The sequence below is a fragment of the Aeromonas tecta genome, assembly GCF_000820185.1.
Classification (GTDB): Bacteria; Pseudomonadota; Gammaproteobacteria; order Enterobacterales; family Aeromonadaceae; genus Aeromonas; species Aeromonas tecta.
This window is the reverse complement of record NZ_CDCA01000010.1, coordinates 103,821-129,785: the sequence shown is the minus strand read 5'-3', so window position 1 is coordinate 129,785 and position 25,965 is coordinate 103,821. Positions and strand designations below refer to the sequence as shown.

Here is a 25,965-nt window from a genome sequence, read left to right as displayed (position 1 = left end):
TCAGCGGTAAAAGCGGTGACGTGGCCAGAAGGGATCATAGAAGGGGTCGTAGAACGCGGGATCGTAACGCACCTCCACCTCCTGCACCGGTGGCCACAGCTTGCTGCTGGTCACCTTGAGCACGGAGAAGCGGTATTTGTGATCCCCGATCTGGCTGTCTATCGGCTTGTCCAGGGTGCCCAGCACCGTCAGGCTGCGCCCCTTGGCATACAAGGTCGGATCGACGAACCCCTTCATGATGGCGAGAAAACGCCCCGGACTCTGCTCGGTCTGGGTTGGTACCCCGTTGCTCTTGAGCGGCAGATAGACCACTTCGATGATGCTCTGATCCTGCTTATTGTGGACCGCCGAGATGACCCCGCTCCAGCGAGCCGGCTTGCCATCCATGCCCGCAAGCGCCGGCTGGTATGCCACCAGCGCACTCTCTGGCTCATAGGCCAGCTCCTTGGGCACGGAACTGCAGGCGCTGAGCAGCAACCCCATCAGACCCAGCAATATCACGCGTTTCATCATTCGCCTCTCCTCATGCGGGCCCCTCGGCGGCATGCCCGCTATTTCATTCTATTCGCGACCCGGCAGTTTCTTCCAGGTCACCTTGTCACGCAGATAAACCGGTGTAGCCTGCTCCACCGCGACCGCTTCCCCGGCTAGCCAGGCTTTGCGGGCCAGCGGCAGCATGTCCAGCGCGGCGGGGAAACGCAGCTGTTGGCTGCCCACCAGCTCCTCGGCCAGCCCGTTGAGCTGCTCGCCATAGGTCTCAAACCCTGTGCCGACCGCGAACCAGCGCCCAGCCAAAGCCGCCTCTGCGGTCAGCTCGCTCACCAGCAATGTCGGCTCGCTCACCACCTCTTCCCCCACCAGCTGCATGCAACCTGCCTGCAACTCATAGCGACCGAAGTAGACTTCGTTCATCCGCGCATCGATGGCGCTGAGCACATGGGTTGCCCCTTCCAGCCGATGCACCCCTTGCGCCATGGCCGCCAGGGTGGAGATGCCGATGAGCGGCACACCGGCGCCAAACGCCAGCCCCTGCGCCACGCTGATCCCGATCCGCACCCCGGTGAAGGAGCCGGGACCACGACCGAAAGCGATGGCATCAAGCGCATCCAACGATAATCCGGCCTCATCTAACACAGCCTGAACCATGGGCAAGATTTTACGGGTGTGATCCCGTGGAGCCTCTTCCCAGCGGGAATACAGCTTGTCACCCACCAGCAAGGCGGCTGAGCAGCCTTCGGTGGCAGTATCAACGGCCAGGATCTTCAACTCGTTCATTCTTTTTATTCTCTTTACATCAGTCAGTTAAGTCATCAGCGGGATTTTCCCACCGCATGCAGATATCAGGTTTAAACGGCGCAAGGCCGTTTGCAGTCATCCCCGGCCTTGTCGGTGCGAGGAGATAACGACTCACTCGCCCCGATCGAAGAAATTACCCAGGCTCGCCAGCTCCCGCGTGCGGGGAATGGCCGGCAGGCTTTTGATAAAGGTGGCGCCATAGGGTTTGTTGACCATGCGCGGATCACAGATGACCAGCACCCCGTGATCCGTGCGATCACGAATAAGCCGCCCCACCCCCTGCTTGAGGGCGATCACCGCCTTGGGCAGCTGAATATCGGCGAAAGGATCGCCGCCTTTGAGCTTGCAATCATCGACCCTGGCCTTGAGCAGAGGGTCGTCGGGGCTGGCAAACGGCAGCTTGTCGATGATAACACAGGAGAGCGCAGCCCCCCGTACGTCTATCCCCTCCCAGAAACTGCTAGTGGCCACCAGCACGGCGCGGCCATTCTCCACGAAGGTCTTGAGCAGCCGCTGCTTGTTGTCCTCTCCCTGCAGCAGCACAGTGCGGCCTATCTCGCGGCGCAGCACCTCCGCCACCTGGCGCATCACCTGATGGCTGGTACAGAGGAAAAAACAGCCCCCCGGCGTCTTGTTGATAAGCGGGATCATCAGGGTTGCCAGCTGCTCACCGCGGCCGAAGGCATTGGGCTCTGGCAGGAAGCGCGGCACGCAGAGCCGCGCCTGCTCGGTGTAATCGAACGGGCTGTCGAGGATAAGCTCGGCGCTGCCCGCGAGCCCGAGATCGGCCACGAAATGGTCAAAACGATTGTCCACCGTCAGGGTCGCCGAGGTAAACACCCAGGCCACCTCGGGGCGCAGCACTTCGGCACCGAAGCGCTCGGCCACCGACAGCGGGGTGAGATTGAGGGTAAAGTGCAGCCGCGAGCAGTCATACCAGTAGGAGAAACCGGTCTGGTTGATGGCGAGCACCTCGCCGAGACGAGTACGCAGCTCGCAGATTCGCTCGAAGGCGTGATCGAGCTGCTCGCCGCGCCCGAGCGCGAGTTTGAGCACCTCGTAGCAGAGGCCAAGCGCATCGTTGAAGCGCGCCAGCGCCTGGGCCCAGAGTGGCAGACGCAACATGTCGCGGGTATTGCCGCGCCCGCCATCCACCCCGAAGGCGAGGCGCAAGTCCTGGCTCGCGATGGCGAGCCGATCTGCCGCCTTGCCAAGCTGTCCCATGTCATGGGCCTCGGCGCGGTACGCGAGCTGGATGTCATGGGCGAGATCCTGGATGGCGCGGCTGCCTACCGACTTGCCGAAGTAGTTGGTGGCGATCTCCGGCAGCTGGTGCGCCTCGTCGAACACATAGACCTGGGCTTCTGGCACCAACTCGCCGAATCCGGTGTCTTTCACCGCCATATCGGCGAAGAAGAGGTGATGATTGATCACCACCACCTGGGCATCCATGGCCCGGCGGCGGGCCACTACCAGGTGGCAATCATCATAATAGGGGCAGTCGCGACCGAGGCAGTTGTCGTTGGTGCTAGTGATCTGGGGCAGGATCTCGGCATTCTCCTGCAACCCCGGAATGTCCCCCACATCGCCGGTCTCGGTGGCGGTGGACCAGGACTTCACCTTGACCAGATCGCTCAGCACTTCCGCCTTTTGCAGGTGGGATTCGCTGAGCAGTCGGTTCATCCTCTCGATGCACAGATAGTTGCTGCGCCCCTTGAGCAGGGCCACCGGCGGTGTGTAGGAGAGCGCCGCCGTGATGGTGGGCAGGTCGCGATAGAACAGTTGCTCCTGCAGGTTCTTGGAGCCGGTGCTGATCACCACCCGCTTGCCGGACTCGAGCGCCGGCACCAGATAGGCATAAGTCTTGCCCGTCCCCGTTCCCGCCTCCACCAGCAGACGGCCACCGCTCTTGATGGCGCGCGCCACCGCCTCGGCCATCTCCAGCTGAGGTGCGCGGGCGACAAAACCATCGATGTGGCTGGCCAGGGGGCCATCTGGCTTGAACAGGGTCTGTATGGTCAAAGGGGTGTCCCGCGCAAAAGCGGTCATTATGCCAAAAGTGAGGGAAAAGCGGGATCGCTAAATGAGGCGCTAACGCGATGCGGCCCGTGCAGAGTGAACGAGCGCAGCAATGCGGGATCAGGAGCCAGCTCAGACGAAGATATCAATCTTGTGCTCGGGATCGGGCTTGTGATCATCATCTTTCACCACGCTCTGATCGTGCTTTGCCCGGGGATCCGGTTGCTGCTGCGAGCCGTCGCCACCGCCATCGGCGCTGGTTTTGCGCAACTTGTGCTTCTGGCTCACCTGGGTCACCTCCCGCTTGATGTCATCGGGACTCGGCGTGGCGGGTGCCCGCGGCAAGATGGGGAATAACAGGTCCTGACTGGGCATAGTTTGACTCCTGCGAGATGAGTTGATTAGATATCGACCGAATAATCGTTTTCTTGATTTTAATCCATCAAGCCACATTCTCGGGTTGCAATTTCCGTCAAGGTCGGTAATGTAAATCAGGCGTCATCTACGACATCTTTTTTGTAAAGGATTCATTACATGAAGTTCAACCAACTGAAGACTCATCACCACCATCATCATCCCGAATAGTCTTTCAGGAGGTTGACTGCTGGAAGACACTTAACTGGTGACTTCCAAAAGGACCGCAAGATTCATAAACCCTCGGAAGCACACACTTCCGAGGGTTTTTTCGTTTTTGACTAGAAGGAAATCGAGCAATGGAAACACAACGTCTGCGCATCGCCATGCAAAAATCCGGTCGCCTGAGCCAGGACTCCCAGGCCCTGTTCAAGAGCTGCGGCCTCAAGATCAACCTGCGTGAGCAGCGCCTGATCGCCCACGTGGAAAACATGCCCATCGACATCCTGCGGGTGCGCGATGACGATATCCCGGGCCTGGTGATGGAAGGGGTGGTCGATCTTGGCATCATCGGCGAGAACGTGCTGGAAGAGGTGCAGCTCATTCGCGCCTCCCAGGGCCAGCCCTTCGCGGTCAAGACCCTCAAGCAGCTCGATTTTGGCGGCTGCCGTCTCTCTCTCGCCATCCCCAGCGATGCCGAGTATCAGGGCCCGGCGAGCCTAGCCGGCAAGCGCATTGCCACCTCTTACCCCGGCTTGCTCAAGCGCTTCTTCGACGAACAGGGCCTTGATTTTAAGAGCGTGATGCTGGGCGGCTCGGTGGAAGTGGCGCCGCGCGCTGGCCTCGCCGACGCCATCTGCGATCTGGTTTCCACCGGTGCGACCCTCGAGGCCAACGGCCTGAAAGAAGTGGAAGTGATTTACCGCTCCAAGGCGGTGCTGGTACAGGCACCCAATCCCTTGAACGCCGCCAAGCAGGCCATCATCGACAAGCTGCTGCCCCGCATCCAGGGCATGCAACAGGCCCGCGAGAGCAAATACATCATGCTGCACGCCCCCAAGGAGAAGCTCGAAGCCATCACCTCCCTGCTGCCGGGTGCCGAACGTCCCACCATCATGCAGCTGGCCGGTGACACCAATCAGGTGGCACTGCACGTGGTTTCCAGTGAGACACTGTTCTGGGAAACCATGGAGCAGCTGAAAGCCCTGGGTGCCAGCTCCATTCTGGTGCTGCCCATTGAAAAAATGATGGAATAAGCAGAAATGATGGAATAAGGACTGACATATGCAGACCCTGATCTGGAAGACCCTCTCCCCCGCCCAACAGGCCGATGTCCTGACCCGGCCGGCGTTGAATGACGAGGCCGACATCGGCGCCGTGGTGCAAGGCATCATCGCCGCCGTCCGCAGCCGGGGGGATGAAGCCCTGCGTGAGCTCAGCCTGCGCTTCGAGCGCGCCCCCCGCGAGCAGCTACGAGTGAGCGAGGCCGAGACGGACGCCGCCTGTGAGCGTCTCGGTGCTGACATCAAAGATGCTATCAATACGGCCATTAACAACATTCGCACCTTCCACGCAGCGCAAGTGCAGCAGATTGTGCGAGTAGAAACTCAGCCAGGCGTCGTTTGTGAGCTGCGCACCCAGCCCATCAGCCGGGTCGGTCTCTATGTACCGGGGGGCAGCGCGCCGCTCCCCTCCACCGTGATGATGCTGGCCATTCCCGCCGCCATCGCCGGTTGCCGGGAGGTGGTGCTCTGCACCCCGTCCCCCGCCAGCGACGAGATCCTGTTTGCCGCCCGCGCCTGCGGCGTGCGTCAGGTGTTTGCCATCGGCGGCGCCCAGGCTATCGCCGCCATGGCCTATGGCACCGAGTCCATCCCCAAGGTGGACAAGATCTTCGGCCCGGGCAACGCCTATGTGACCGAGGCCAAGGGTCAGGTTTCCCGTGACTGGCGCGGTGCCGCCATCGACATGCCGGCCGGCCCCTCCGAGGTACTGGTGATCGCCGACGACAGCGCCAACCCCGCCTTCGTGGCCGCCGATTTGCTCTCCCAGGCCGAGCACGGCCCGGACAGCCAGGTGGTGCTGGTCACTACCTCGCCCCGTCTGGCCGATGCCATCAGCGGTGAGATCAAGGCGCAGTTGGCCAAGCTCAGCCGCCGCGACATCGCCGCCAAGGCGCTGGGATCCAGTCTGGTCATTCTGTGCGATGACCTCGATGAAGCCTGCGCCATCTCCAACGCCTATGCCCCCGAGCACCTCATCGTGCAGACCGCGGCGCCGCGGGACCTCTTGGGCAAACTCGAGAACGCCGGCTCCATCTTCCTCGGTCAGTGGACACCGGAATCGGTGGGGGATTACGCCAGCGGCACCAACCACACCCTGCCGACTTACGGTTATGCGCGCACCTGCTCGAGCCTGGGGCTCGCCGACTACCAGCGCCGCTACACGGTGCAGGAGCTGAGCGCGGATGGCATCCAGGGATTGGGCCCCATCGTTCAGCGCATCGCCGAAGCCGAGGGGCTCGATGCCCACAAGAATGCCGTTACTTTGAGATTGAACGCCTTGTCTAACAAGCAGCAGAAGGATTTGTCATGAGCATCGCCAATCTGGCTCGCCGCGTGGTGCGGGCCCTCACCCCTTATCAGTCTGCTCGCCGCATCGGCGGCAATGGCCACGTCTGGCTCAACGCCAACGAGGCGCCGCTGGCCTATCCCTTCACCATCGAGGGCAGCCGCCTCAACCGCTACCCGGAATGCCAACCCGCCGCCGTGGTGAACGGTTATGCCACCTATGCGGGAGTGAACCCGGATCAGGTGCTGGTGAGCCGCGGCGCCGACGAGGCCATCGAGCTGCTGATCCGCACCTTCTGTGAGGCGGGGGAAGATCAGATCCTCATCTGCCCGCCCACCTACGGCATGTACGCCATCAGCGCCGAGACCTGCGGGGTCGGCATCGTTGAGCTGCCACTCACCAAGCGCCGTCAGCCGGACTGGCCTGCCATCTATGATCGCCTCTCCGACGTCAAGCTGGTGTTCCTCTGCTCTCCCAACAACCCGACCGGGGATCTGGTGGGCCGTGATGGCCTGATCAAATTGCTGGAGAAGGCCCAGGATCGCGCCATCATCGTAGTGGACGAGGCCTATATCGAATTTTGCCCAGAGGCGAGCGTGGCGGACTTGCTGGCGCGCTTCCCCAATCTGGTGGTGACCCGCACCCTCTCCAAGGCTTTTGCGCTGGCCGGGATCCGCTGCGGCTTCACCCTGGGGGATCCCGAGGTCATCGCCATGCTCACCAAGGTGATTGCCCCTTACCCTATCCCTGAGCCCATCGCCCAGATAGCGGCCCAGGCGCTCAGCCCCATGGGGTTGGAGCTGATGCAGGAGCGGGTGATTGAGCTCAACAAGCAAAAAGCCATCATCAAGGCCGAGCTGAGTCAGCTGCCTTGCGTGCGCGAGATCTTCGAGGACAAGGGCAACTTCGTGCTGGTGCGCTTCGATGACAGCGCCAGCGTCTTTGCCGCCATGAAGGCCGCCGGCATCATCTTGCGGGACTTCTCCACCAAGCCGGGGCTGGATAACAGCATCCGTATCACCATCGGCTATCAGGGTGAGATGGACGCCGTACTTACCGTGCTGCGCGGCCTGTCAGCCGCCAAGATGCAGTCTGATAACCAGCCTGCCGCCAGTTTATAAGGACGTAACAGATGAAGACCCCGTTTTTGTTTATCGACCGCGACGGCACCCTGATTGAAGAGCCGGTGACCGACAAGCAGGTGGACAGCCTCGCCAAGCTGCGCTTCGAGCCCATGGTGATCCCGGTGCTGCGCGAACTGCAGGCCGCTGGCTACGTGCTGGTGATGGTGACCAATCAGGATGGGCTCGGCACCGATAGCCTGCCCCTTGAGAACTTCCAGCCACCCCACGATCTGATGATGCACCTGTTCGAATCCCAAGGCGTGCACTGGGAGCAGGTGCTGATCTGCCCCCATTTCCCGACCGACGGTTGCAGTTGCCGCAAACCGAACCTCGGCCTGGTGAAGGAGTACCTCGCCTCGGGTCGCATCGACTTTGCCAACTCCTTCGTGATTGGTGATCGCCAGACCGACCTGCAGCTCGCCGAGAACATGGGCATTCGCGGTATTCGCTATCAGCCGCAAGATCACGACTGGCTCGCCATTCGTGATCAGCTGCTGTCCAAGGGGCGCATCGCCGAGGTGGAACGCTACACCAAGGAGACCCGCATCCAGGTGGCGGTGGATCTCGACAAGAGCGGTGGCAACCAGATAGTCACCGGCATCGGTTTCTTCGATCACATGCTGGATCAGATCGCCACCCACGCCGGTTTCAGATTGAAGCTCAAAGTGAGCGGCGATCTGCACATCGACGATCACCACACGGTGGAAGACGTCGGTCTGGCCCTGGGCCAGGCCCTGCGCCAGGCGCTGGGTGACAAGCGCGGCATCGGTCGCTTCGGCTTCGTGCTGGCCATGGACGAGGTGCAGGCGGTGATCGACGGCCGTCCGCGCCAGAGCGAAGATGCCACCTCCCTCACCGAGCTGGACGTGGCCACCGCGCTGGATTTGAGCGGCCGCCCCTACTTCGTGTTCGACTGCCCGAGCGGCTTTGGCCGCGACAGCGTGGGCGAGATGGCCACCGAGATGGTGCCCCACTTCTTCCGCTCCTTGTCGGACGCCATGGCCATCACCCTGCAGATGAAGGTCGGCAGCGGCAACACACACCACCAGGTGGAGGCGTTGTTCAAGGGCTTCGGCCGCGCCCTGCGCCAGGCCATCCGGGTCGAGGGGAGCGAGCTGCCCTCCAGCAAGGGAGTGTTGTAATGGCTAAGCAAAATCTGGTCATCATCGGCACCACTGACAGAGTGCCAACCTCCATGCGGGTTGTGAGGAGTCTGAGATGAGCAAGCAAAACCTGGTCATCATCGACACTGGCTGCGCCAACCTGGCCTCGGTGCGGATGGCGTTCGAGCGCCTCGGCGTGACCCCGCGGGTCAGCTGCGACGCCGCCGACATCGAGCAGGCTGACAAGTTGATCCTGCCGGGGGTCGGTACCGCGGTGGCCGCCATGCGCAACCTCAACGAGCGGGGTCTGGTGCCGCTTATTCGCGCCGCCAAACAGCCGCTGCTGGGCTTTTGCCTCGGCATGCAGATGCTAGCCGAGGCCTCCGAGGAGACCATGGCGGGGGATGAGGGCCGAAATGGCGCCCTGATCGAGGGCCTTGGCATCGTCCCCGGCAAGATCCGGCTGATGGAGGTGGGCAATCTGCGTCTGCCTCACATGGGCTGGAACCAGATTGAGCACGACGAGACGCACCCGCTGCTGCGCGGCATCCCGAGCGGCAGCTACTTCTACTTCGTCCACTCCTACGCCCTGGAGGTGACGGATGCCACGCTCGCGACCTGCGACTACGGCAGCCCCTTCACCGCCATCGCCGCGCGAGACAACTTCTTCGGCGCCCAATTCCATCCGGAGCGATCCGGCGCGGCCGGCGCCCGCTTGCTGCAAAACTTTCTGGACTTATAAGGCAAGGAACCGCGAATGATTATTCCAGCCATTGATTTGATTAACGGTCGGGTTGGATGAAGGCGCGCCTCTATCGGGGCAATGACCAGACGCTGGCAGGCAGTAATCCATACGAATATTGGGAGTTGTGAACAAGATGATTATCCCGGCAATTGATCTCATTAACGGTCAGGTGGTGCGCCTCTATCAGGGCGACTACGGCCAGAAGACCGAATACAGCAGCAGCCCCCAGGCACGCTTCGACGACTATGTGGCCCAAGGCGCGGTGCAACTGCACCTGGTGGATCTGGACGGTGCCAAAGACGCCAAGGCGCGCCAGCTTGCCCTTATCACCCAGCTGCTCTCGGCCACCGAAGCGCCGGTGCAGGTAGGCGGCGGCGTGCGCAGCGAACAAGACGTGGCAGACTTGCTGGCCGCCGGTGCCAACCGGGTGGTGATCGGCTCCACCGCGGTCAAATCCCCGGATCTGGTGGCGAGCTGGATGGAAAAATATGGCCCCGAGCAGATAGTGCTGGCGCTGGACGTGAACATCGACAGCGATGGCAAGCGCCAGATAGCGGTAGCGGGCTGGCAGGAGAACAGCGGAGTGACCATTGAGGCGCTGATCGAACGCTTCCTCCCATTTGGTCTCAAGCACGTGCTCTGCACCGACATCAGCCGCGATGGGACGCTTGCCGGCAGCAACGTCGAACTCTACCGGGATCTCTGCGCCCGCTACCCGAGCGTGGCCTTCCAGGCCTCCGGCGGCATCGGTGGCATCGCCGACATCGAGGCCCTCAAAGGCACGGGCGTCAAGGGGATCATCCTCGGCCGCGCCCTCTTGGAGGGCAAGTTTTCGGTGGGCGATGCCATCGCCTGCTGGGCGAATCAACCCATTGTAGGAGGCAGCTGATGCTGGCAAGACGCATTATTCCCTGCCTCGACGTCAAAGACGGCGTCGTGGTCAAGGGCGTGCAGTTTCGCAATCACGAGGTGATGGGCGGTATCGTCGAGCTGGCTCGTCGTTACGCCGAGCAAGGTGCCGACGAGCTGGTGTTCTATGACATCACCGCCTCGAGCGATGCCCGGGTGGTGGACAAGAGCTGGGTGAGCCGGGTGGCGGAAGTCATCGATATTCCCTTCTGTGTCGCCGGCGGCATCAAGAGCGTGGAAGATGCCCGCCAGATCCTGGAGTTTGGTGCCGACAAGGTCTCCATCAACTCCCCGGCCCTGGCGGATCCGACCCTTATCACCGTCCTGGCCGAGCGCTTTGGTGTGCAGTGCGTGGTGGTGGGCATCGACTCCTACTTCGACGCCGAGACCGGCCAGTATCAGGTCAAACAGTTCACCGGCGACGAGAGCCGCACCCGCACCACCGCCTGGACCACCCTGGAGTGGGTCAAGGAGGTGCAAAAGCGCGGCGCGGGCGAAATCGTGCTGAACGTGATGAACCAGGACGGCATGCGCCAGGGCTACGATCTCGAGCAGCTCAAACTGGTGCGGGCCCTGTGCAAGGTGCCGTTGATTGCCTCGGGCGGTGCTGGCACCATGGCGCATTTTCGCGATGCCTTCACCCTGGCCGACGTGGACGGGGCCCTGGCGGCCTCCGTGTTCCACAAGGGCCTTATTCCCATTCCCGAATTGAAACGCTGGCTGAAAACCGAAGGAGTCGCCATCCGTGAATAATCCATTGATAGATACCCCCCTGATCGACCGTCTCGACTGGGCGAAATGTGATGGCATGATCCCCGCCATCGTCCAGCACGCCGCAAGCGGCCAGGTGCTGATGCAGGGCTTTATGACCCGCGAAGCGCTCGAAAAAACCCAGGCCACCGGCCAGGTCACTTTTTTTAGTCGCAGCAAGCAGCGGCTCTGGACCAAGGGCGAGAGCTCGGGCCATGTGCTCAAACTCGTCGCCATCAGCACCGACTGCGATCAAGACTCCTTGCTGGTCGCCGCCGAGCCGGTGGGCCCCACCTGCCATCTGGGCACGGCTTCTTGCTTCGACGCCCATCCGCAGCCACCGCTGGGTTTTCTCGCCGAGCTCGAGCAGATCCTGGCGGCACGCAAGGGCGCCGATCCTGCCACCAGCTACACCGCCAGCCTCTATGGCAAGGGCACCAAGCGCATCGCCCAGAAGGTCGGTGAAGAGGGTGTGGAAGTGGCGCTGGCGGCCATGGCCAAGGACAGGGAAGAGCTCATCAACGAGTCCGCCGACTTGCTCTATCACCTGACGGTGTTGCTGCAAAACGAGGGGCTGGACCTGAAAGACGTGGTGCAGCGGCTCGCCGAGCGCCACAACAAATAACATGCAATAGCATAAAGAACGGGCCTTTTGGCCCGTTCTTTATAGATATGCCTACCCAATATAAATCCACAGATGACTTCATCTAGCTGCCAATTAAAAACCAGATATTTATATTAAAAACACCCATTTCCAGCCATGTCGAAGAGCCCCTCACCGCGTCTTTGCGGGTCTCTCGGCAAGCCATCTATGCCCGCATAGGACGAGACAAGCCCCCAGTCAGGGAGTCGCCCTGCGTCGAGTTGGCGGCGATAATGGCCCATCCTGCCTTACCTTTCAGAGTCGTCATGAGCAAGTTTCAGGTGTTTGCCACCCCAGATGCCCCCGCCGCCTTCACCCTGCTCGACATGGCGGCGGCCAATTTCATGGCCGACAAGGCCGCTTTGCTCACCCAGGGCTTCGAGGTCATCGGCGAACCCATACTGGCCCCGGATGCCCGCGCGGCGACCCATGCCCATCAACTCAACCTGGCCGACCCCAGCCGCCCCTATGGCGGTCCCGGCCGCATAGGCCTCTTTCATTACATGCTGCTCCACGCCCCCCGGCTGTTTGGCAAGAAGACGCACCCCGGAGCTGACTGAAGCTGGTCTGAACAAAGGGCCCTGTTGACGCCGCAGATGGGGGCTGCCCAGGGGGGATATTCCCCTGAATAATGGCGCCATTGCGTCCCCCACCGTCAGAGGCCTTATGAGCAAATATCAGTTCTTCCGCCAAGAGCAAGATCCCGCCAGCGTCACCTTCTTGCAGATGTTCTCCCCTTCCTTTTTGCAGGAAAGGGGTGTTATTGCCTAAAGCCGCGATCGATACGTCACTCCCCAACCCAGACGATGACTATCCCCCCCCTTCACCAAATACGCTCCAGATCTCCGGAAATAGCGCCCCATCCGCCGATGAAGTAGTGGTCTTTCTTGCTTGGCCACTGCATTTTGTGTGCATATTTCTGGATTTAAAGCGGTTTATATTAGCTATGAACGGGATCACAAGAACCGCTCATTATTAATGAACAACTCTATTAATTACGCCCTGTTAAGGACGTGTTAAGCATCAGTGTGAGATAGTGACATGCAGCTGATTACGTTCGGTTACCTTTCCAAATAAAATATATCTCATAGGAACGGTATGGGACAGATAACAGCAAGAACAGAATAGCATGCTCTATATGCAATAATTTATGTGCGCAAGCCATCAATAACATGGAGTGACCGCTTCACGTTATTAACTACAATGCTGTTAATTTTACCTCCTCCGGTGTGGATGCCAATCCTTACCACCATTTTAGTGCCTTATATATTGCATTCTATTTTTATTATTTGATTTAACATCAAAGGATATCTAAAAAATGAAAAAACGGTTTATTGCCACATCGCTGCTGATCTTGTCCGGTAATGTACTGGCATCATCGGAAAACTGGGAAGGTTTCTACATAGGTGGCAATCTTGGGTACGGGGCTGGCGATACCAAGGATCAGAGCAACCCGGATGCTGCCGAACAATCCATGGAGGGCGTGACTGGCGGTATCCAAGCAGGACACAACTGGCAGTTTGACAACAATGTGGTGTTAGGTGTCGAGGCTGGGTTGTCTTTTAATGACATCAACAAATCATGGCATGATCAAGAGAACAACCAGTTCAGCCCATATCATGGCAAAGATGCAATCAAGCAATCAGGTTCGTTTAATATTAAACTCGGCTACGCCATTGATAATTTCCTACCCTACGTCACCACTGGTGTCACTGTGGCCAAAATGGAACATTCACTTGGATGTGAAAAGTCCTCAGTGTCAGTCACAACAGGCTGCAGTTCAGACTTTAACACCAACACCTCTGACATTGGCGCAGGTGCTAATATTGGTGTCGGCGTCATGTATAAATTCAATAAAAATCTCTCAGGTGGGATTGAGTATCTCTATACCGACTTGGGAAATAGCTCGGTTAGTCTGAACGACCCCAATTATCCATCTGCTAGCGAACGTAATATGAAAACAGATTTTAGTACCATAACAGCCAGAATGAATTATCATTTCTAAGATGTTGACCACTAGTTAATTAATGGCGCGATAATGATTTTTCACTATCGTGCCGTTTACCATTATCTAATTCGCATGACGTCACGTTATATTTCATCTCTGATGGGAGTGGCTTCGGCTGTTACCTAACTCAGCGGTAAAGTCTTCCTGGCTATTCTTTCGTTCTAATAGGCTGAGCAAGGGTATTGAGCTTGTTGATGACGCGCACATCTGCACTGTACCCAGATAGGCCTCTGGCAGCCACAAGGTTGTGGGTAGTCTGATCGACCGTTGGTCTATTTTATTCCGAGCCCTGTTTGCGCCCCTTCCCCCCCCTTATCCAACACCTTCAGCCCGGTGGACTCGATGACCAGATCAGTCTCCTTGCCCTTGTGCGGTACTTTGACCGTGCCAGCGCACTTGCTGACGTAGCGATGGGACACATAGCGGCACATTCATCAGTTCAAACAGTAAATCGAGCAGCCCATAAGAAGACGCCCCTCGACGCTGACTGAAACAGCTCTGACTAAAGCGAGTCTGACTGAAGCTGGTCTGAACAAAGGGCTCTGTTGACGCCGCAGATAGGGGCTGCCCAGGGGGGAGATTCCCCTGAATAATGGCGCCATAGTGTCCCCCACCGTCAGAGGCCTTATGAGCAAATACCAGTTCTTCCGCCAAGAGCAAGATCCCGCCAGCGTCACTTTCTTGCTGATGTCCTCCCCCTCGTTCTTGCCTGAGAAGGCGCAACTGCTCGAGCAAGGTTTCGAGGTGGTGGGGGATTATATCGACGCGACAGACGATCAAGAGGCCATCGAGAAATTCAGGAGCGGCATGGTTGAGCCGCTGACGGAGTACACCAAGGCCACCGAGGAGGGAGGGCTGTATTACTTCATCACCGGCCTGTGGGAGGCGCTGAGCAAGCGCATCAAGGGCAGTCATACCCGCTAGCCTCTGCGAGATCAGCGCGGATGGGCCCCGCGTTCAGCCACCCATTCTCTCCTTTCTCCGAGCCAGGCTCTGCTGACGAATTGGCCACAGGCAGGCCGAGCGCCATCACTCGGCCCCATCCCTCATCGGCGTTGCCGTGGTGATAAAAAAACGGGCCCCAGGCCCGTTTTTTTGACGGCAAGACAACCCTCTCACTCCAGTTGCTGGCGCAGCACGTACTTTTGCACCTTGCCGGTGGAGGTCTTGGGCAGCGGGGTGAAGATGATGCGCTTGGGAGCCTTGAAGTGGGCCATCTGCTCGCGGCAGAACGCAATCAACTCGGCCTGACTCAGCTCGCGCCCCTCTTTGAGTTTGACGAAGGCGCAGGGCACTTCGCCCCACTTCTCGTCCGGCATGGCGATCACCGCCGCCTCGTCCACATCGGGATGACGATAGAGCACATCTTCGACCTCCAGGCTGGAGATGTTCTCCCCGCCCGAGATGATGATGTCCTTGGATCTGTCTTTGATCTCCACATAGCCATCCGGGTGCCAGACCGCGAGATCGCCGCTTCGAAACCAGCCCTCCGCCATTGCCTCCGCACTGGCGGACGGGTTCTTGAGGTAACCCTTCATCACTATGTTGCCGCGCAGGAAGATCTCCCCCAGGGTCTTGCCGTCCTGGGGCACCGGCTCGCCACTGACCGGATTGGCGACGCGCAGCTCCCCCTGCAGCGGTGAGGCCACCCCTTGGCGCGCCTTGAGCCGCGACAAGGCGGCGCTATCTTGCCCCTGCCAGCTCTGCTGCGGCTCGCACACCACGCAGGGGCCATAGGTCTCGGTCAAGCCGTAGGTGTGGGTCACCGCTATGCCCATCGCTTCCATACCGGCGATCACCGTGGCCGGTGGCGCGGCCCCGGCCGTCATCACCTTGATGGGGTGATCAAGCCCCAACTTCAGCGCCGGATCGGCGTTGTTGAGCATGTTGAGCACGATGGGCGCCGCGCAGAAATGGCTCACCTTGTGGGTGTGCAACGCCTCATAGATGGCCCCCGCCTGCACATGGCGCAGGCAGACGCTCACCCCGGCGGTGGCCGCCAGGGTCCAGGGGAAACACCAGCCGTTGCAGTGGAACATCGGCAGGGTCCACAGGTAGACCGGGTGTTTGGGCATCTCCCAGGAGAGCACGTTGTTGATGGCATTGAGGTGAGCGCCGCGATGGTGATAGACCACCCCCTTGGGGTTGCCGGTGGTGCCCGAGGTGTAGTTAAGCGAAATCGCCTGCCACTCGTCGCGCGGCAACCAGCCTGGCTCCTCGCCATTGCCCCTGGCAAGGAAATCCTCATAGCTGAGGGCGCTGATCAGCTCCCCTTCCCGATAGAGGGGATCGTCGATGGCGATGACCAGCGGCGGCTGTTCGAGCAGGGCCAGCGCTTTTCGCACCACGGCGCCAAACTCTCTGTCCACCAGCACTACCTTGCTCTGGGCATGCTGGAAGATGAACGCCATGGACTCGGCATCGAGCCGGGTGTTGATGGTGTTGAGCACGGCGCCGATCATGGGCACCCCGAAATGGGCCTCGAACATCGCCGGGATATTGGGGGCGACGATGGACACCGTATCCCCCTCGCCGATGCCATGCTGGCGCAGGGCAGAGGCAAGCTGGCAACAACGCAGCTCGGTCTGGGCCCAGCTCTGACAAAGCAGACCGTGCACCACGGCCGGATAGTCGGGATAGACCCGGGCCGCCCGTGTCAGGAAGCTCAAGGGGGTCAGGGCGTCAAAGTTAGCGGTGGTCTTGTCGAGGCCTGTCTCATAGAGGTGCTGCTGTGTCATCGGGTTCCTTCCTCACGTGGGCACAAAGCGGGTGGCGGTCATTGGCCAGACAGCGGCCAGACTGCAGCCGGGAGGCGGTCAGGCATCGTGCCCGACGCAGCCTCCTCATGGAAATGGCAGGTTAACAAGGGGAAGGGGCATCCGGTATTAGCGAAACGTCTTAGCTGGCCGCCGACTCATCGCATGGCGGAATATATCTGGCATGCCACGCTATATATTCTGCGACCAACATTCACCATCATTCTTAATTTCATCGAAGCGAAATAAACCCCACCAAAAAATGAATGCCAGGGAAATACCATGCAATATCGGTGCAGTTATCCTTCATCAAGAATTGCGTAGCCGACAATGTCATCCCCGCGCCCTTGAATAGTCATGGCATAACTCAGCCAATCATCTATCTCGGCACCAGTTAATCACAAGGTATCGACAGTCCGGTTCTGTGAGCCAGCCCCGGTTCATCCCTGTCGCAGAGCGTTATGGTTACACAGCGAAACAATATGCCACACCATCAATATCAGGCCAGATTTCTCGCCACCAAGCGCGTAAAAACCAGCATGAACACGCACTATCTTGTATGACGAAGGAACCCTATCGACCCGATATTCCGCCGAGCCCGACCCTGCTTTCAAGGAGTGTTTTATGTGCGCCGAGCCGAATATGCAATCACGCAGACAATTTCCCACCGCCTTTACCATTTTGTTTCTTATTATGTTGCTGGCCATTGCTCTGACCTGGATCATTCCCGCCGGGGCCTATGCCAAGCTCTCTTATAATCCAGCCAGCGACATGCTGATGGTCAATAGCCCGCAAGGGGAAATAAGCCGAGTGCCCGCCACCCAGGCCGAGCTTGAAAAACGTCATATCAATATCGGGGTGGCGCAATTTACCAGCGGCGTCATTCGCCAACCCATCGCCATTCCCGGCACCTATGAACGACTGGCGCAGGCCCCCAAGGGGCTGACTGACGTGGCGGTAAGCATGGTCAAGGGCACCATCGAAGGGGCCGACATCATCGTCTTCATTCTGGTGCTCGGCGGGCTCATTGGCGTCATCAACAAGACCGGCGCCTTCAGCGCGGGCCTGGTGGCCCTGTCGCGCAAGACCCGGGGCAACGAGTTCCTGTTCGTGGCGCTGGTCTGCTTGGTGATGGCGCTCGGCGGCACCACCTGCGGCATCGAAGAGGAAGCGGTCGCCTTCTATCCCATACTGGTGCCGATTTTTCTGGCACTGGGCTATGACGCCATCGTCTGCGTCGGCGCCATCTTTCTCGCCGCTTCCATGGGCACCACCTTCTCCACCATCAACCCCTTCTCGGTGGTGATCGCCTCCAACGCCGCGGGCATCCCCTTCACCGAGGGGCTGGTCTTTCGCGCCGTCGGCTGCCTGGTGGGGACCCTGGTGGTCATCTCCTACCTCTATTGGTACTGCAAGAAGATCAAGGCCAACCCGGCCTTCTCCTACAGCTATGAGGACAGGGACAGCTTTCGCGCCCGTTTCCTGAAAGAGGGCTCGCTGGATGAGGGCGTCCCCTTCACCCTGCGCCGCAAGATCATCCTCAGCCTGTTTATCCTCGCCTTCCCGCTGATGGTATGGGGCGTCTCCATGGCGGGCTGGTGGTTCCCGCAGATGGCGGCCTCCTTCCTCACCATCGCCATTATCATCATCTTCATCTCGGGGCTGAAGGAGAAGGAGGCGGTCGAGGCCTTCACTCAGGGCGCCTCCGAACTGGTGGCGGTGTCGCTCATCATCGGCTTGGCACGCGGGGTCAACCTGGTGCTGGATCAGGGGATGATCTCGGACACCATACTGGCTTACGCCTCCAGCCTGGTCTCCGGCATGCACGGCGCCGTGTTCGCAGTCGCCCAAATGCTGGTGTTCACCCTGCTCGGGCTGGTGGTCCCCTCCTCCTCGGGGCTGGCTGTGCTCTCCATGCCCATCATGGCGCCGCTGGCGGATACCGTGATGATCCCGCGCTACATCGTCGTCTCGGCCTACAACTGGGGGCAATACGCCATGCTGTTCCTGGCCCCCACCGGGCTGGTGCTGGTCACCCTGCAGATGCTCGGCATCCAGTTCAACCAGTGGGTCAGGTTCGTGCTGCCCATGGTGGGCTTCGTGCTCGGCTTTGGTGCACTGATGCTGGTGGTGCAAGTCATGCTGATCTGATAAGTGCCAGCCCAGCCAGGTCCCGTCATCCGCCACCGAGCCCGCTACGGCAGCGGCAGGGAGCAAACCGGGACCCATATTGAGCGCTTGTCGCCAAAGCCCGACACCCGTTTGGTGAAGGGCTTTTTGGTGATGTCAGGGCTTGTCGTGCCAGGGCGGCCCTTGCCTTGTTCATTCGCCGCGTTGTGCCAAGATGACCGCAAGCTAGAACAGCATCGGATGATGCATCTCAGGAGAATCCAACATGAACAAATCCATGATGGCAGGTGTCGGGATCGGTATCGCCTCTGCGCTGGCACTGTCAGCAGCCGCCAGCGGATCCCTGTTTTCATCAGAGCCCCAGTTTGCCGAGGTGCTGGCCAGCAAGCCGGTGACCGAGACCGTCAAGACCCCGCGCCAGGAGTGCCGCAACGTCAACGTCACCCACCGCAAACCGGTGCAGGATGAGCACAAGATCCTGGGCACAGTGGTCGGTGCGGCCCTGGGCGGCGTGGTCGGTCACCAGTTTGGTGGCGGCAGCGGCAAGAAGGTGGCTACCGCCGCCGGCGCCGTGGCTGGTGGCTATGCCGGTAACCAGGTGCAAGGCAACATGCAGGCCGGGGATACCTACACCACCACAGAGCAACGCTGCAAGACAGTACAAGACAGCAGCACCCGCACCCTGGGCTATGACGTGACCTACCGTCTCGCCGGCCAGGAAGGGGTGATCCGCATGGAGAAGCAACCCGGCCCCACCATCCCGGTCAAGGATGGCAAGCTGGTAGTGAGCAACGCGCAGGGTTGAACCTCCGTTAGGAGCGCCCTGCCATGAAAAAGGCCCACCAATACGGTGGGCCTTTTCCTTTTCTGATGACTTGAAAATAGGGCGTCAACCGCCCAGATGCAGCGCCAGCCAGACGGCTATCGGGATCACCAGCACCGAGAGCGCGTTGCCACCGAGCACTATGCTGGCCACCTTCTCCGGCTGGCACTGGTACTGCTCGCACAACATGTAGTTCAGCACCGCCGGCGGCAGCGCCACCGACAGGGTCAGCAGCGGGATCCACTCCGGCCGCAGCGGCAGCAACCAGACGGCGAGCGCGAGGGAGAGCCCACCGGCCAGCAGATAGAGCAGATTGCACTTGATGGCTAGCCCCATATGCTCCAGTTCCCCTTCCATCAGCCGGATGCCGAGGGCAAACAGCATCAGCGGCACCGACAGCTGACCGAGCAGCGAGGCGCTGGTCACCACGTAGGCCGGCAACGGGATCTGCCAATTGGCCACCAGCAGCCCCGCCAGCGCCGGCTGCGCAGCCAGAGCCAGCGCGACGCATTGGCCGAGAGGATGAACATGCCCACCGAGAAGTGGAGCAGGTTGGAGAGCACAAAGAGGATGACGATGGCGCCGAGCTGCTGCTCGCCAAACGCCAGCACCATCAAGGGGATGCCGAGGTTGCCGGTGTTGCGAAACATGGCGGGCAGGATCAGCGCAGCCCGCTCTATCCCCTTGAGCCGAAGCAGGGAGAGCAGCAACCCTGGCAGCAGGATCACCAAGGTGCCCGCCGCGATGAGCGGCAGATGCTCCCCCAGCGCTAGCGGGTACTTGATCAGCGCCGAGAACACCAGCGCCGGCGAGAACAGCTCGATGTTGGCCCGATTGATGTAACCGAGCTCGGCCCCCGCACGCAGCCGCCCGTAGAGGGCGCCGAGGGCCACCACCGCAAACACCGGGATGACGATATCAAGCAAGGTCGTGAACATGATGCCCGGCTCAGAGTTCGCGGGCGGAACGCCCCATCAACACCACAGGGTCAAGGGTCACTTCCAGCTTGCCGTTGCTGACCCAGAGCTGACCATCGGAGATGGTGCAGGTGAGCTGCATGGTGCGCTCGACCATGGCGGTCAGCGGCAGGGTTTGACTGTCGGAGAGCTCGATCACGCTGAGGTTGTCATGCAGGCCAAGCTTGCCCTGGTTTTGCTTCCACCAGACGCTGGTGCCGCGGCCACCGTACAGATAGAGCACCACCTGACGGGAGCGATTGCATGCCTTTCTCAGGCGCTTCTCGTCGGGCTGACCCAGCTCAATCCAGAGCTCGATCTCATCGGAATAGTTTTTCAGCCAGAGCTCGGGCTCATCGTCCGCCGACAGCCCCTTGGTGAATTCCAGCCGCTCGGCGGCGTGCCAGGCGAAGGCGGCCAGCCGGATCATCATGCGCTCGTCGGTCTCGGAGGGGTGACGGGCCAGGGTGAGGGAGACATCCTGATAGAGATGGCGATCCATGTCGGACAGACTGAGTTGGGCCTTGAATACGGTTGCCTTGAGAGCCATAGAAACCTTGAATACCTTGAAGTGGAAAACGCGCCGAAAAGCTGCGCGCCAGTGTAATCAAAATCGGCGCAGGGTTCGACCACCTTGGTGAAACAGTTGTGCACCAGCGCGGCGATAACGAGGAAGACGGGCAAAAACAAATGCCAGCCCGAAGGCTGGCATTTGGCGGTATGAACCGGACTGGATCACTTCTCGGCGGACTTGACCCCGAAGAGGTTGAGCAGCACGCAGCAGGTCACTGCGACAGCCACAAATCCGCTCAGGAAGATAAAGGGCATGGCCCCGTATCCCAATATGTTCCAGATGGTTTGTTCAAGCAGACTCATTATGTGTCCTTCATCCAGTGAAATGGGTGTCCCTTTCGACGGCGGGTATGTTCCCGCTCCTGATAGCACTATTTGAACTCATCCGGCGCCAGAGGCCTATGCCACCAAAGTAATAAATAGGGCACTAGTTTGCGCTAGATCAATAATTTAGCCCCATTTTATGCGCCATTGCCCTCGTCCCCCCTCGCTGAACCATAGTCGAGCCCGGCCGGAGCGCGCCAAATGGAAGAGGCGGCCCCAGGGCCGCCTCTTGGTCATGACAACATCAGCGCCTTTATATCAATAGAAGGTCTGCTGCTCCGCCGCCATCGCCTTGAGCCGTGCACAGGGGGCGAAGCGATCGCCGTGGCGCTTCTGGTAATACTCGAGACGCCCCACCAGGTGTTCGATACCGAGGTTGTCCATGTAGCGGAAGGGGCCACCCAGGAACGGCGGGAAGCCGATGCCGAAGATGGCGCCGATATCGCCATCCCGGGCCGAGGCCACGACGCCACTGTCCAGCGCCATGGCGGCCTCGTTGAGCATCATCAGCACGCAGCGCTCGGCGATCTCCAGCTTGGCGAGTTTGGCCGACGGCTTGACCCCCAGCACCTCGTAGACGCTCTCGTCCACGGTCTTCTTGCCCTCTTTGCCGGTGAGCCGGTTGCGCGGCGCGGCCTTGCCATAGAGGTAGAAGCCCTTGCCGTTCTTGCGACCCTTGCGATCGTTTTGCAGCAGCTTGTCAAAGGCGGCCGGTGCCTGGAATTGCTCACCACCCAGCTCTTTTTCCAGGATGGGGGAGATCTTGGCCCCCACGTCGATGCCGACTTCGTCCAGCAGCTGGATGGGGCCGACCGGGAAGCCGAAGTCCAGCAGGGCACCGTCCAGCACCTCCACCGGCTCCCCTTCCAGCACCAGCCGCGCCGCCTCGTTCATGTAGGGGGCGAGGATGCGGTTCACGTAGAAACCGGCTTCGTCCTTGACCACGATCGGGGTCTTGCCCTGAGCACGGGCGAAAGCCAAGGTGGTGGCCACCGTCTCGGCACTGGTGCCGGCATGAGGGATGATCTCCGCCAGCGGCATCTTGTCCACCGGGCTGAAGTAGTGCAGACCGATGACCCGCTCCGGATGGGTGGCCTTGGCCGCTATCTGGTGAATGGGCAGGGAAGAGGTATTGGACGCAAATACCGTGTGCTCCCCGCATTCCCGCTCCACGTCCTGCACCATCTGGTGCTTGAGGGCGAGATCCTCGAACACCGCTTCCACCACCATGTCGACCCGGTGGAAACCGGCGTAATCCAGTGTGCCAGACAGCATGCTCATCTGCTTTTCGAGTTCACTGCGCAAGATCTGACGACGTTTCAGCTTCTTGGCCAGCAGATCGTAGCTATAACGCATGGCGTTGCCGATGCCGGCACTGGCTACGTCCTTGATCCGCACCGGGACCCCGGCCTTGGTGGCGGTCACGAAGGCGATGCCGCCCCCCATCAGGCCCCCGCCGAGCACGGCGGCATGAGTGATCTTGCGCGGCGCAGCGCCCTGATAAGTTACCTCTTTCTTCATCTCGGTGGTGGCGAAGAACAAGGATCGCAGAGCGGCGGATTCGGGGGTCATCACCAGCTCGCCGAAGTGGCGCGCCTCGGCGACCAGACCAGCCTGCAGCCCCTCCTCTACCCCGATGCGCACCACTTCCAGGATGCGCTCCGGCGCCGGGTAGTTGCCACGGGTCTTGGCGTTCACCCCTTTGCGAGCCTGATCGAACAGCACCTTGCGGCCAAGCTGGTTGGTTTCCAGCAGCTTGCCTTGCAAATCTCGTTTGAGGGTGTGGCGCGGTTTACCCTTCTTGGCCAACTGGATGGCTGCTTCCAGCAAGATGGCGGGGGCGACTACGTCGTCCACCAGGCCGAGTTTCTTGGCCTGTTTGGCACGTACCTGCTTGCCGGTCAGCATCAGATCGAGCGCCTTGGCGACCCCGATGAGGCGCGGCAGGCGCTGGGTGCCGCCAGAGCCCGGCAGCAGGCCGAGCTGCACTTCCGGCAGACCCAGCACGGTCTTGCCGTGATCCGTGATGACCCGGCCATGACAGGCTAGCGCCAGCTCCAGCCCGCCACCGAGGCAGGGGCCGTGGATGGCGGCGATCACCGGGATGGCGAGCGCCTCGATCTCGGCAAACACAGCCTGCCCCTCGCGAGACAGGGTCTGGGCATCCTGGGCGCTGGCGCACGCCGCCAGCATGCTGATGTCGGCGCCGGCGATGAAGGAGTCCTTCTTGCCGGAGACGACCACCAGACCGATCAGATCCTTGTTGGCTTTAACTTCGGCCAGCACCGCGCGAATTTCCTCTGCGAAGGCGGCCTTGAGGGTGTTCATGCTCTCGCCGACCACATCCATGGTGAGGATGCCGATACCGTCTTTGCGAATGTCCAATGCAAATGTGTTAGTGCTCATCTTGCTCGCCTCCATCATGCTCTCTGTCATCACTCCACCTCCAACACCATGGCTGCGCCCAATCCACCTGCGGCGCAGGCGGTGTTGAGCCCCAATCCCCCGCCCCGACGACGCAGCTCGTGCAGGGTTTGGGTGATCATGCGCGCCCCGGTGGCGGCAAAGGGGTGACCGTAGGCCAGGGAGCCGCCGAGCACGTTGAATTTATCCATGTCCACCTCGCCGATGGCGCTGTCCCGACCCAGCTTGGTGCGGGCAAACTCAACGCTTGAGAACATCTTGAGGTTGGCCAGGGTCTGGGCGGCGAAGGCTTCGTGCATGTCGATCAGGGTCAGGTCGGCCAGCGTGATGCCGGCTCTGTCCAGCGCCAACGGGGTGGCGTAGGAGGGCCCCATCAGCATGTCCTGCCACACATCGATGGCAGAGAAGGCGAAGCTGCGGATATAGCCCAAGGGTTCGAGTCCCAGCTCCTTGGCCCGGCCTTCGCGCATCAGCAGCACGGCGGCGGCGCCATCGGTAAGCGGGGTGGCGTTGGCGGCGGTGACCGAGCCGTGCAGCCGGTCAAACACCGGTTTGAGCTTGGCGTAGCTTGCCAAGTCCGAGCTCTCGCGAATGTTGTTGTCCCGCTCGAGCGGTGATTTATAGGGTGGCACGTGGGCGGTAAACACCTCGCCACTGAGTTTGCCCTGCGCCCAGGCCTCTGCGGCCAGGGTATGGGAGCGATGCGCCAGGGCGTCTTGCGCCTCGCGGCTGATGCCGTGGCTCTTGGCCATCTGCTCGGCGGTCTGTCCCATGGAGAGACCGGTAGAGTATTCGGCCACCGCCGGCGGCACCGGCAGCAGATCCTTGACCCCCAGCCGGCGCAGGATATTGAAGCGCTGCTGCAGATTGCGGGCCTTGTTCAGATCGACAAGGGCCCGCGCCAGCGTCTTGCTGACCCCGATGGGCAACACGGAGGAGGAGTCGGCGCCGCCGGCAATGGCGATGTCGACCGTGCCGGCCATGATGGATTCGGTGACATTGGCCACCGCCTGGAAACTGGTGGCGCAGGCGCGCGATACGCTATAGGCATCGGTGCTGACGCTCATGCCGGTGCCGAGCACTATCTCGCGGGCGATGTTGGGTGCTTCTGGCATCTGTACCACCTGGCCGAACACCAGCTGATCGATCAATTTGGGATCAAGATCGGTGCGGGCAAGCATCTCGCTCACTACCAGCTTGCCGAGATCGACCGCGGGAACGCCATGAAAGGCGGTGGCCTGCTTGGCAAAAGGGGTGCGCAGACCCGCCACGACGGCAATCCGTTCGCCCTGGCGCGTCGTCAGTTTCAATGGCTGTTTCATCCTGGCTCCTTGGTTAAAAGGTAGAGGTCTGACCTCATTGCGCCACATCTTAACAATCCACTCACAACTTTCATACGGCTGATTGAAACTAAATTGTCACCATCTTTGCCCCCTCTCTCGCCCTCGTGAAGTAACTAGGGTATAAAAATAGCAACTTCTATTAAAACAACGGGTTCATCCCATGGCAGCGACCGAGTTCAGACAACTTAGCGACTATCTGGGCAGCCAGATCCTGGGACAGGGCCCGCTCATCGACGGCCTACTGATCGCCCTGCTATGTGAAGGACATGTGTTGATCGAGGGGGCGCCCGGCCTTGCCAAGACCCGCGCCGTCAAGGCGCTCGCAGGCGCCGTGGAGGGGCGCTTTTCCCGCATCCAGTTCACCCCGGATCTGTTGCCGGCCGATCTCACCGGCAGCGAGGTGTTTCACCCGCAGGATGCGAGCTTCGTGTTCAAGCCCGGCCCCCTGTTCAACCACCTGGTGCTGGCAGACGAGATCAACCGGGCTCCCGCCAAGGTACAATCGGCCCTGCTCGAGGCCATGGCTGAGCATCAGATCACCGTGGGCAAGAAGAGCTGGCGCCTGCCCCCTCTGTTCATGGTCGCCGCCACCCAGAACCCCATCGAGCAGGAGGGCACCTACCCTTTGCCGGAGGCCCAGCTCGACCGCTTCTTGCTCAAACTGGTGGTGGATTACCCGAGCCCCGCCATGGAGCTCGCCATCTTGCAGCTCAACGCTCGCGGCGAGTCGTTGACCCCGCCCCCCGTGACCCTGACTCAGGCCAGCCTGCTGGCGGCTCGTGACGAAGTGTTGGGAGTGCAGATGCAGACCCGCCTCGAGCATTATCTGGTGCAGCTGGTCTGCGCTACCCGCCCGGACAGTGGACTCTGTCCGGAGCTTGCCCCCCTCATCGCCGTGGGCGCCAGCCCCAGGGCCAGCATAGGGCTGGCACGCGCCGCTCGCGCCAGGGCCTGGCTTGCCGGGCGTGATTTCGTGCTGCCGGAAGATATCCAGCAACTGGCTCCCGCCGTGCTGCGCCATCGCCTCATTCCCAGTTATCGGGCACTCGCCGACAACCTCGATAACGAGGCACTGATCTCACTGCTGCTGGATGTGATCCCATGCCCATAAGCC

23 protein-coding genes, 2 pseudogenes and 1 other annotated feature are annotated in these 25,965 nt (G+C 60.6%); of the genes and pseudogenes, 14 read left to right on the top strand and 11 right to left on the bottom strand.

The genetic code is table 11. From position 1 onward, the window contains the following. The 4 genes from BN1137_RS01925 to BN1137_RS01910 all read right to left on the bottom strand — a co-directional run bounded on the left by BN1137_RS01925 (window position 1) and on the right by BN1137_RS01910 (window position 3,690). Window positions 1–513 carry a Slp family lipoprotein gene (locus tag BN1137_RS01925; RefSeq protein WP_050716981.1) on the bottom strand — a complete coding sequence of 171 codons (513 nt, stop codon included), beginning with the start codon at window positions 511–513 and terminating at the stop codon, window positions 1–3. Window positions 514–561: 48 nt separating this feature from the next. Further along, window positions 562–1,275, bottom strand: a complete 714-nt coding sequence (gene tsaB, locus BN1137_RS01920) for a tRNA (adenosine(37)-N6)-threonylcarbamoyltransferase complex dimerization subunit type 1 TsaB (protein WP_050716980.1) — start codon at window positions 1,273–1,275, stop codon at window positions 562–564. Window positions 1,276–1,407: 132 nt separating this feature from the next. Continuing rightward, on the bottom strand, window positions 1,408–3,318 hold the full coding sequence (locus BN1137_RS01915) for a DNA repair helicase YoaA (RefSeq protein ID WP_050716979.1): 1,911 nt from the start codon (window positions 3,316–3,318) through the stop codon (window positions 1,408–1,410). 129 nt (window positions 3,319–3,447) lie between these two features. Continuing rightward, window positions 3,448–3,690: a hypothetical protein gene (locus tag BN1137_RS01910; RefSeq protein ID WP_050716978.1), complete on the bottom strand. Its 243-nt coding sequence runs from the start codon at window positions 3,688–3,690 to the stop codon at window positions 3,448–3,450. A gap of 185 nt (window positions 3,691–3,875) precedes the next feature. Further along, window positions 3,876–4,004 (top strand) — a sequence feature (His leader region). A gap of 24 nt (window positions 4,005–4,028) precedes the next feature. Between BN1137_RS01910 and hisG the strand changes: the two genes are divergently transcribed. The 10 genes from hisG to BN1137_RS01860 all read left to right on the top strand — a co-directional run bounded on the left by hisG (window position 4,029) and on the right by BN1137_RS01860 (window position 13,519). Continuing rightward, window positions 4,029–4,925: an ATP phosphoribosyltransferase gene (gene hisG / locus BN1137_RS01905; protein ID WP_050716977.1), complete on the top strand. Its 897-nt coding sequence runs from the start codon at window positions 4,029–4,031 to the stop codon at window positions 4,923–4,925. 28 nt (window positions 4,926–4,953) lie between these two features. After that, window positions 4,954–6,264 (top strand): histidinol dehydrogenase, encoded by a 1,311-nt coding sequence (hisD, locus tag BN1137_RS01900; RefSeq protein WP_050716976.1) that lies wholly within the window; start codon window positions 4,954–4,956, stop codon window positions 6,262–6,264. Continuing rightward, a complete protein-coding gene (hisC, locus tag BN1137_RS01895; RefSeq protein ID WP_050716975.1) occupies window positions 6,261–7,361 on the top strand; it encodes a histidinol-phosphate transaminase in 1,101 nt (366 codons plus the stop codon). The genes hisD and hisC overlap by 4 nt, the downstream gene beginning before the upstream one ends. An 11-nt stretch (window positions 7,362–7,372) precedes the next feature. Continuing rightward, window positions 7,373–8,506 carry a bifunctional histidinol-phosphatase/imidazoleglycerol-phosphate dehydratase HisB gene (hisB, locus tag BN1137_RS01890; protein WP_050716974.1) on the top strand — a complete coding sequence of 378 codons (1,134 nt, stop codon included), beginning with the start codon at window positions 7,373–7,375 and terminating at the stop codon, window positions 8,504–8,506. 76 nt (window positions 8,507–8,582) lie between these two features. Further along, window positions 8,583–9,209, top strand: a complete 627-nt coding sequence (hisH, locus tag BN1137_RS01885) for an imidazole glycerol phosphate synthase subunit HisH (protein WP_050716973.1) — start codon at window positions 8,583–8,585, stop codon at window positions 9,207–9,209. Between the two features lie 136 nt (window positions 9,210–9,345). Beyond that, window positions 9,346–10,101 carry a 1-(5-phosphoribosyl)-5-[(5-phosphoribosylamino)methylideneamino]imidazole-4-carboxamide isomerase gene (gene hisA, locus BN1137_RS01880; protein WP_050716972.1) on the top strand — a complete coding sequence of 252 codons (756 nt, stop codon included), beginning with the start codon at window positions 9,346–9,348 and terminating at the stop codon, window positions 10,099–10,101. After that, a complete protein-coding gene (hisF, locus tag BN1137_RS01875; protein WP_050716971.1) occupies window positions 10,101–10,874 on the top strand; it encodes an imidazole glycerol phosphate synthase subunit HisF in 774 nt (257 codons plus the stop codon). The genes hisA and hisF overlap by 1 nt, the downstream gene beginning before the upstream one ends. Next, the gene (gene hisIE / locus BN1137_RS01870) at window positions 10,867–11,496 is read left to right on the top strand and encodes a bifunctional phosphoribosyl-AMP cyclohydrolase/phosphoribosyl-ATP diphosphatase HisIE (RefSeq protein ID WP_050716970.1); all 630 of its coding nucleotides are present in this window, start codon (window positions 10,867–10,869) and stop codon (window positions 11,494–11,496) included. Before hisF ends, hisIE begins: the two co-directional genes overlap by 8 nt. Window positions 11,497–11,780: 284 nt before the next feature. Beyond that, entirely contained in the window at window positions 11,781–12,074 is a 294-nt protein-coding gene (locus BN1137_RS01865; protein WP_050716969.1) for a hypothetical protein, read from the top strand. 758 nt (window positions 12,075–12,832) lie between these two features. Further along, a complete protein-coding gene (locus BN1137_RS01860) occupies window positions 12,833–13,519 on the top strand; it encodes an outer membrane protein (RefSeq protein ID WP_050716968.1) in 687 nt (228 codons plus the stop codon). 311 nt (window positions 13,520–13,830) lie between these two features. Here BN1137_RS01860 and BN1137_RS22780 read toward each other — a convergent pair. Further along, a pseudogene (locus tag BN1137_RS22780) lies at window positions 13,831–13,993 on the bottom strand (IS5/IS1182 family transposase); the annotation flags it as partial. A 156-nt stretch (window positions 13,994–14,149) separates the two neighbouring features. Here BN1137_RS22780 and BN1137_RS01855 point away from each other — a divergent pair. Then, entirely contained in the window at window positions 14,150–14,446 is a 297-nt protein-coding gene (locus BN1137_RS01855) for a hypothetical protein (RefSeq protein WP_050716967.1), read from the top strand. Between the two features lie 191 nt (window positions 14,447–14,637). Here the strand turns inward: BN1137_RS01855 and BN1137_RS01850 are convergent, their stop codons facing one another. Next, on the bottom strand, window positions 14,638–16,260 hold the full coding sequence (locus BN1137_RS01850) for an acyl-CoA synthetase (protein ID WP_050716966.1): 1,623 nt from the start codon (window positions 16,258–16,260) through the stop codon (window positions 14,638–14,640). A gap of 642 nt (window positions 16,261–16,902) precedes the next feature. Here BN1137_RS01850 and BN1137_RS01845 point away from each other — a divergent pair. Both BN1137_RS01845 and BN1137_RS01840 read left to right on the top strand, forming a co-directional pair. Then, window positions 16,903–18,429, top strand: coding sequence for a YfcC family protein (locus tag BN1137_RS01845; protein ID WP_050716965.1), 1,527 nt, complete (start codon window positions 16,903–16,905; stop codon window positions 18,427–18,429). A 244-nt stretch (window positions 18,430–18,673) separates the two neighbouring features. After that, window positions 18,674–19,213 carry a glycine zipper 2TM domain-containing protein gene (locus tag BN1137_RS01840; RefSeq protein WP_050716964.1) on the top strand — a complete coding sequence of 180 codons (540 nt, stop codon included), beginning with the start codon at window positions 18,674–18,676 and terminating at the stop codon, window positions 19,211–19,213. A gap of 84 nt (window positions 19,214–19,297) precedes the next feature. Here BN1137_RS01840 and BN1137_RS01835 read toward each other — a convergent pair. The 5 genes and pseudogenes from BN1137_RS01835 to fadI all read right to left on the bottom strand — a co-directional run bounded on the left by BN1137_RS01835 (window position 19,298) and on the right by fadI (window position 24,830). After that, window positions 19,298–20,169: pseudogene (locus BN1137_RS01835) on the bottom strand (AEC family transporter). Window positions 20,170–20,179: 10 nt separating this feature from the next. After that, entirely contained in the window at window positions 20,180–20,737 is a 558-nt protein-coding gene (locus BN1137_RS01830) for a YaeQ family protein (protein WP_050716963.1), read from the bottom strand. 185 nt (window positions 20,738–20,922) lie between these two features. After that, the gene (locus BN1137_RS21740; RefSeq protein ID WP_083443334.1) at window positions 20,923–21,063 is read right to left on the bottom strand and encodes a TIGR02808 family protein; all 141 of its coding nucleotides are present in this window, start codon (window positions 21,061–21,063) and stop codon (window positions 20,923–20,925) included. A gap of 279 nt (window positions 21,064–21,342) precedes the next feature. Continuing rightward, window positions 21,343–23,490: a fatty acid oxidation complex subunit alpha FadJ gene (gene fadJ, locus BN1137_RS01825; protein ID WP_050717130.1), complete on the bottom strand. Its 2,148-nt coding sequence runs from the start codon at window positions 23,488–23,490 to the stop codon at window positions 21,343–21,345. A 29-nt stretch (window positions 23,491–23,519) separates the two neighbouring features. Beyond that, on the bottom strand, window positions 23,520–24,830 hold the full coding sequence (gene fadI / locus BN1137_RS01820; protein WP_050716962.1) for an acetyl-CoA C-acyltransferase FadI: 1,311 nt from the start codon (window positions 24,828–24,830) through the stop codon (window positions 23,520–23,522). Between the two features lie 181 nt (window positions 24,831–25,011). Between fadI and BN1137_RS01815 the strand changes: the two genes are divergently transcribed. After that, a complete protein-coding gene (locus BN1137_RS01815) occupies window positions 25,012–25,962 on the top strand; it encodes an AAA family ATPase (protein WP_050716961.1) in 951 nt (316 codons plus the stop codon). Window positions 25,963–25,965 lie beyond the last annotated feature (3 nt).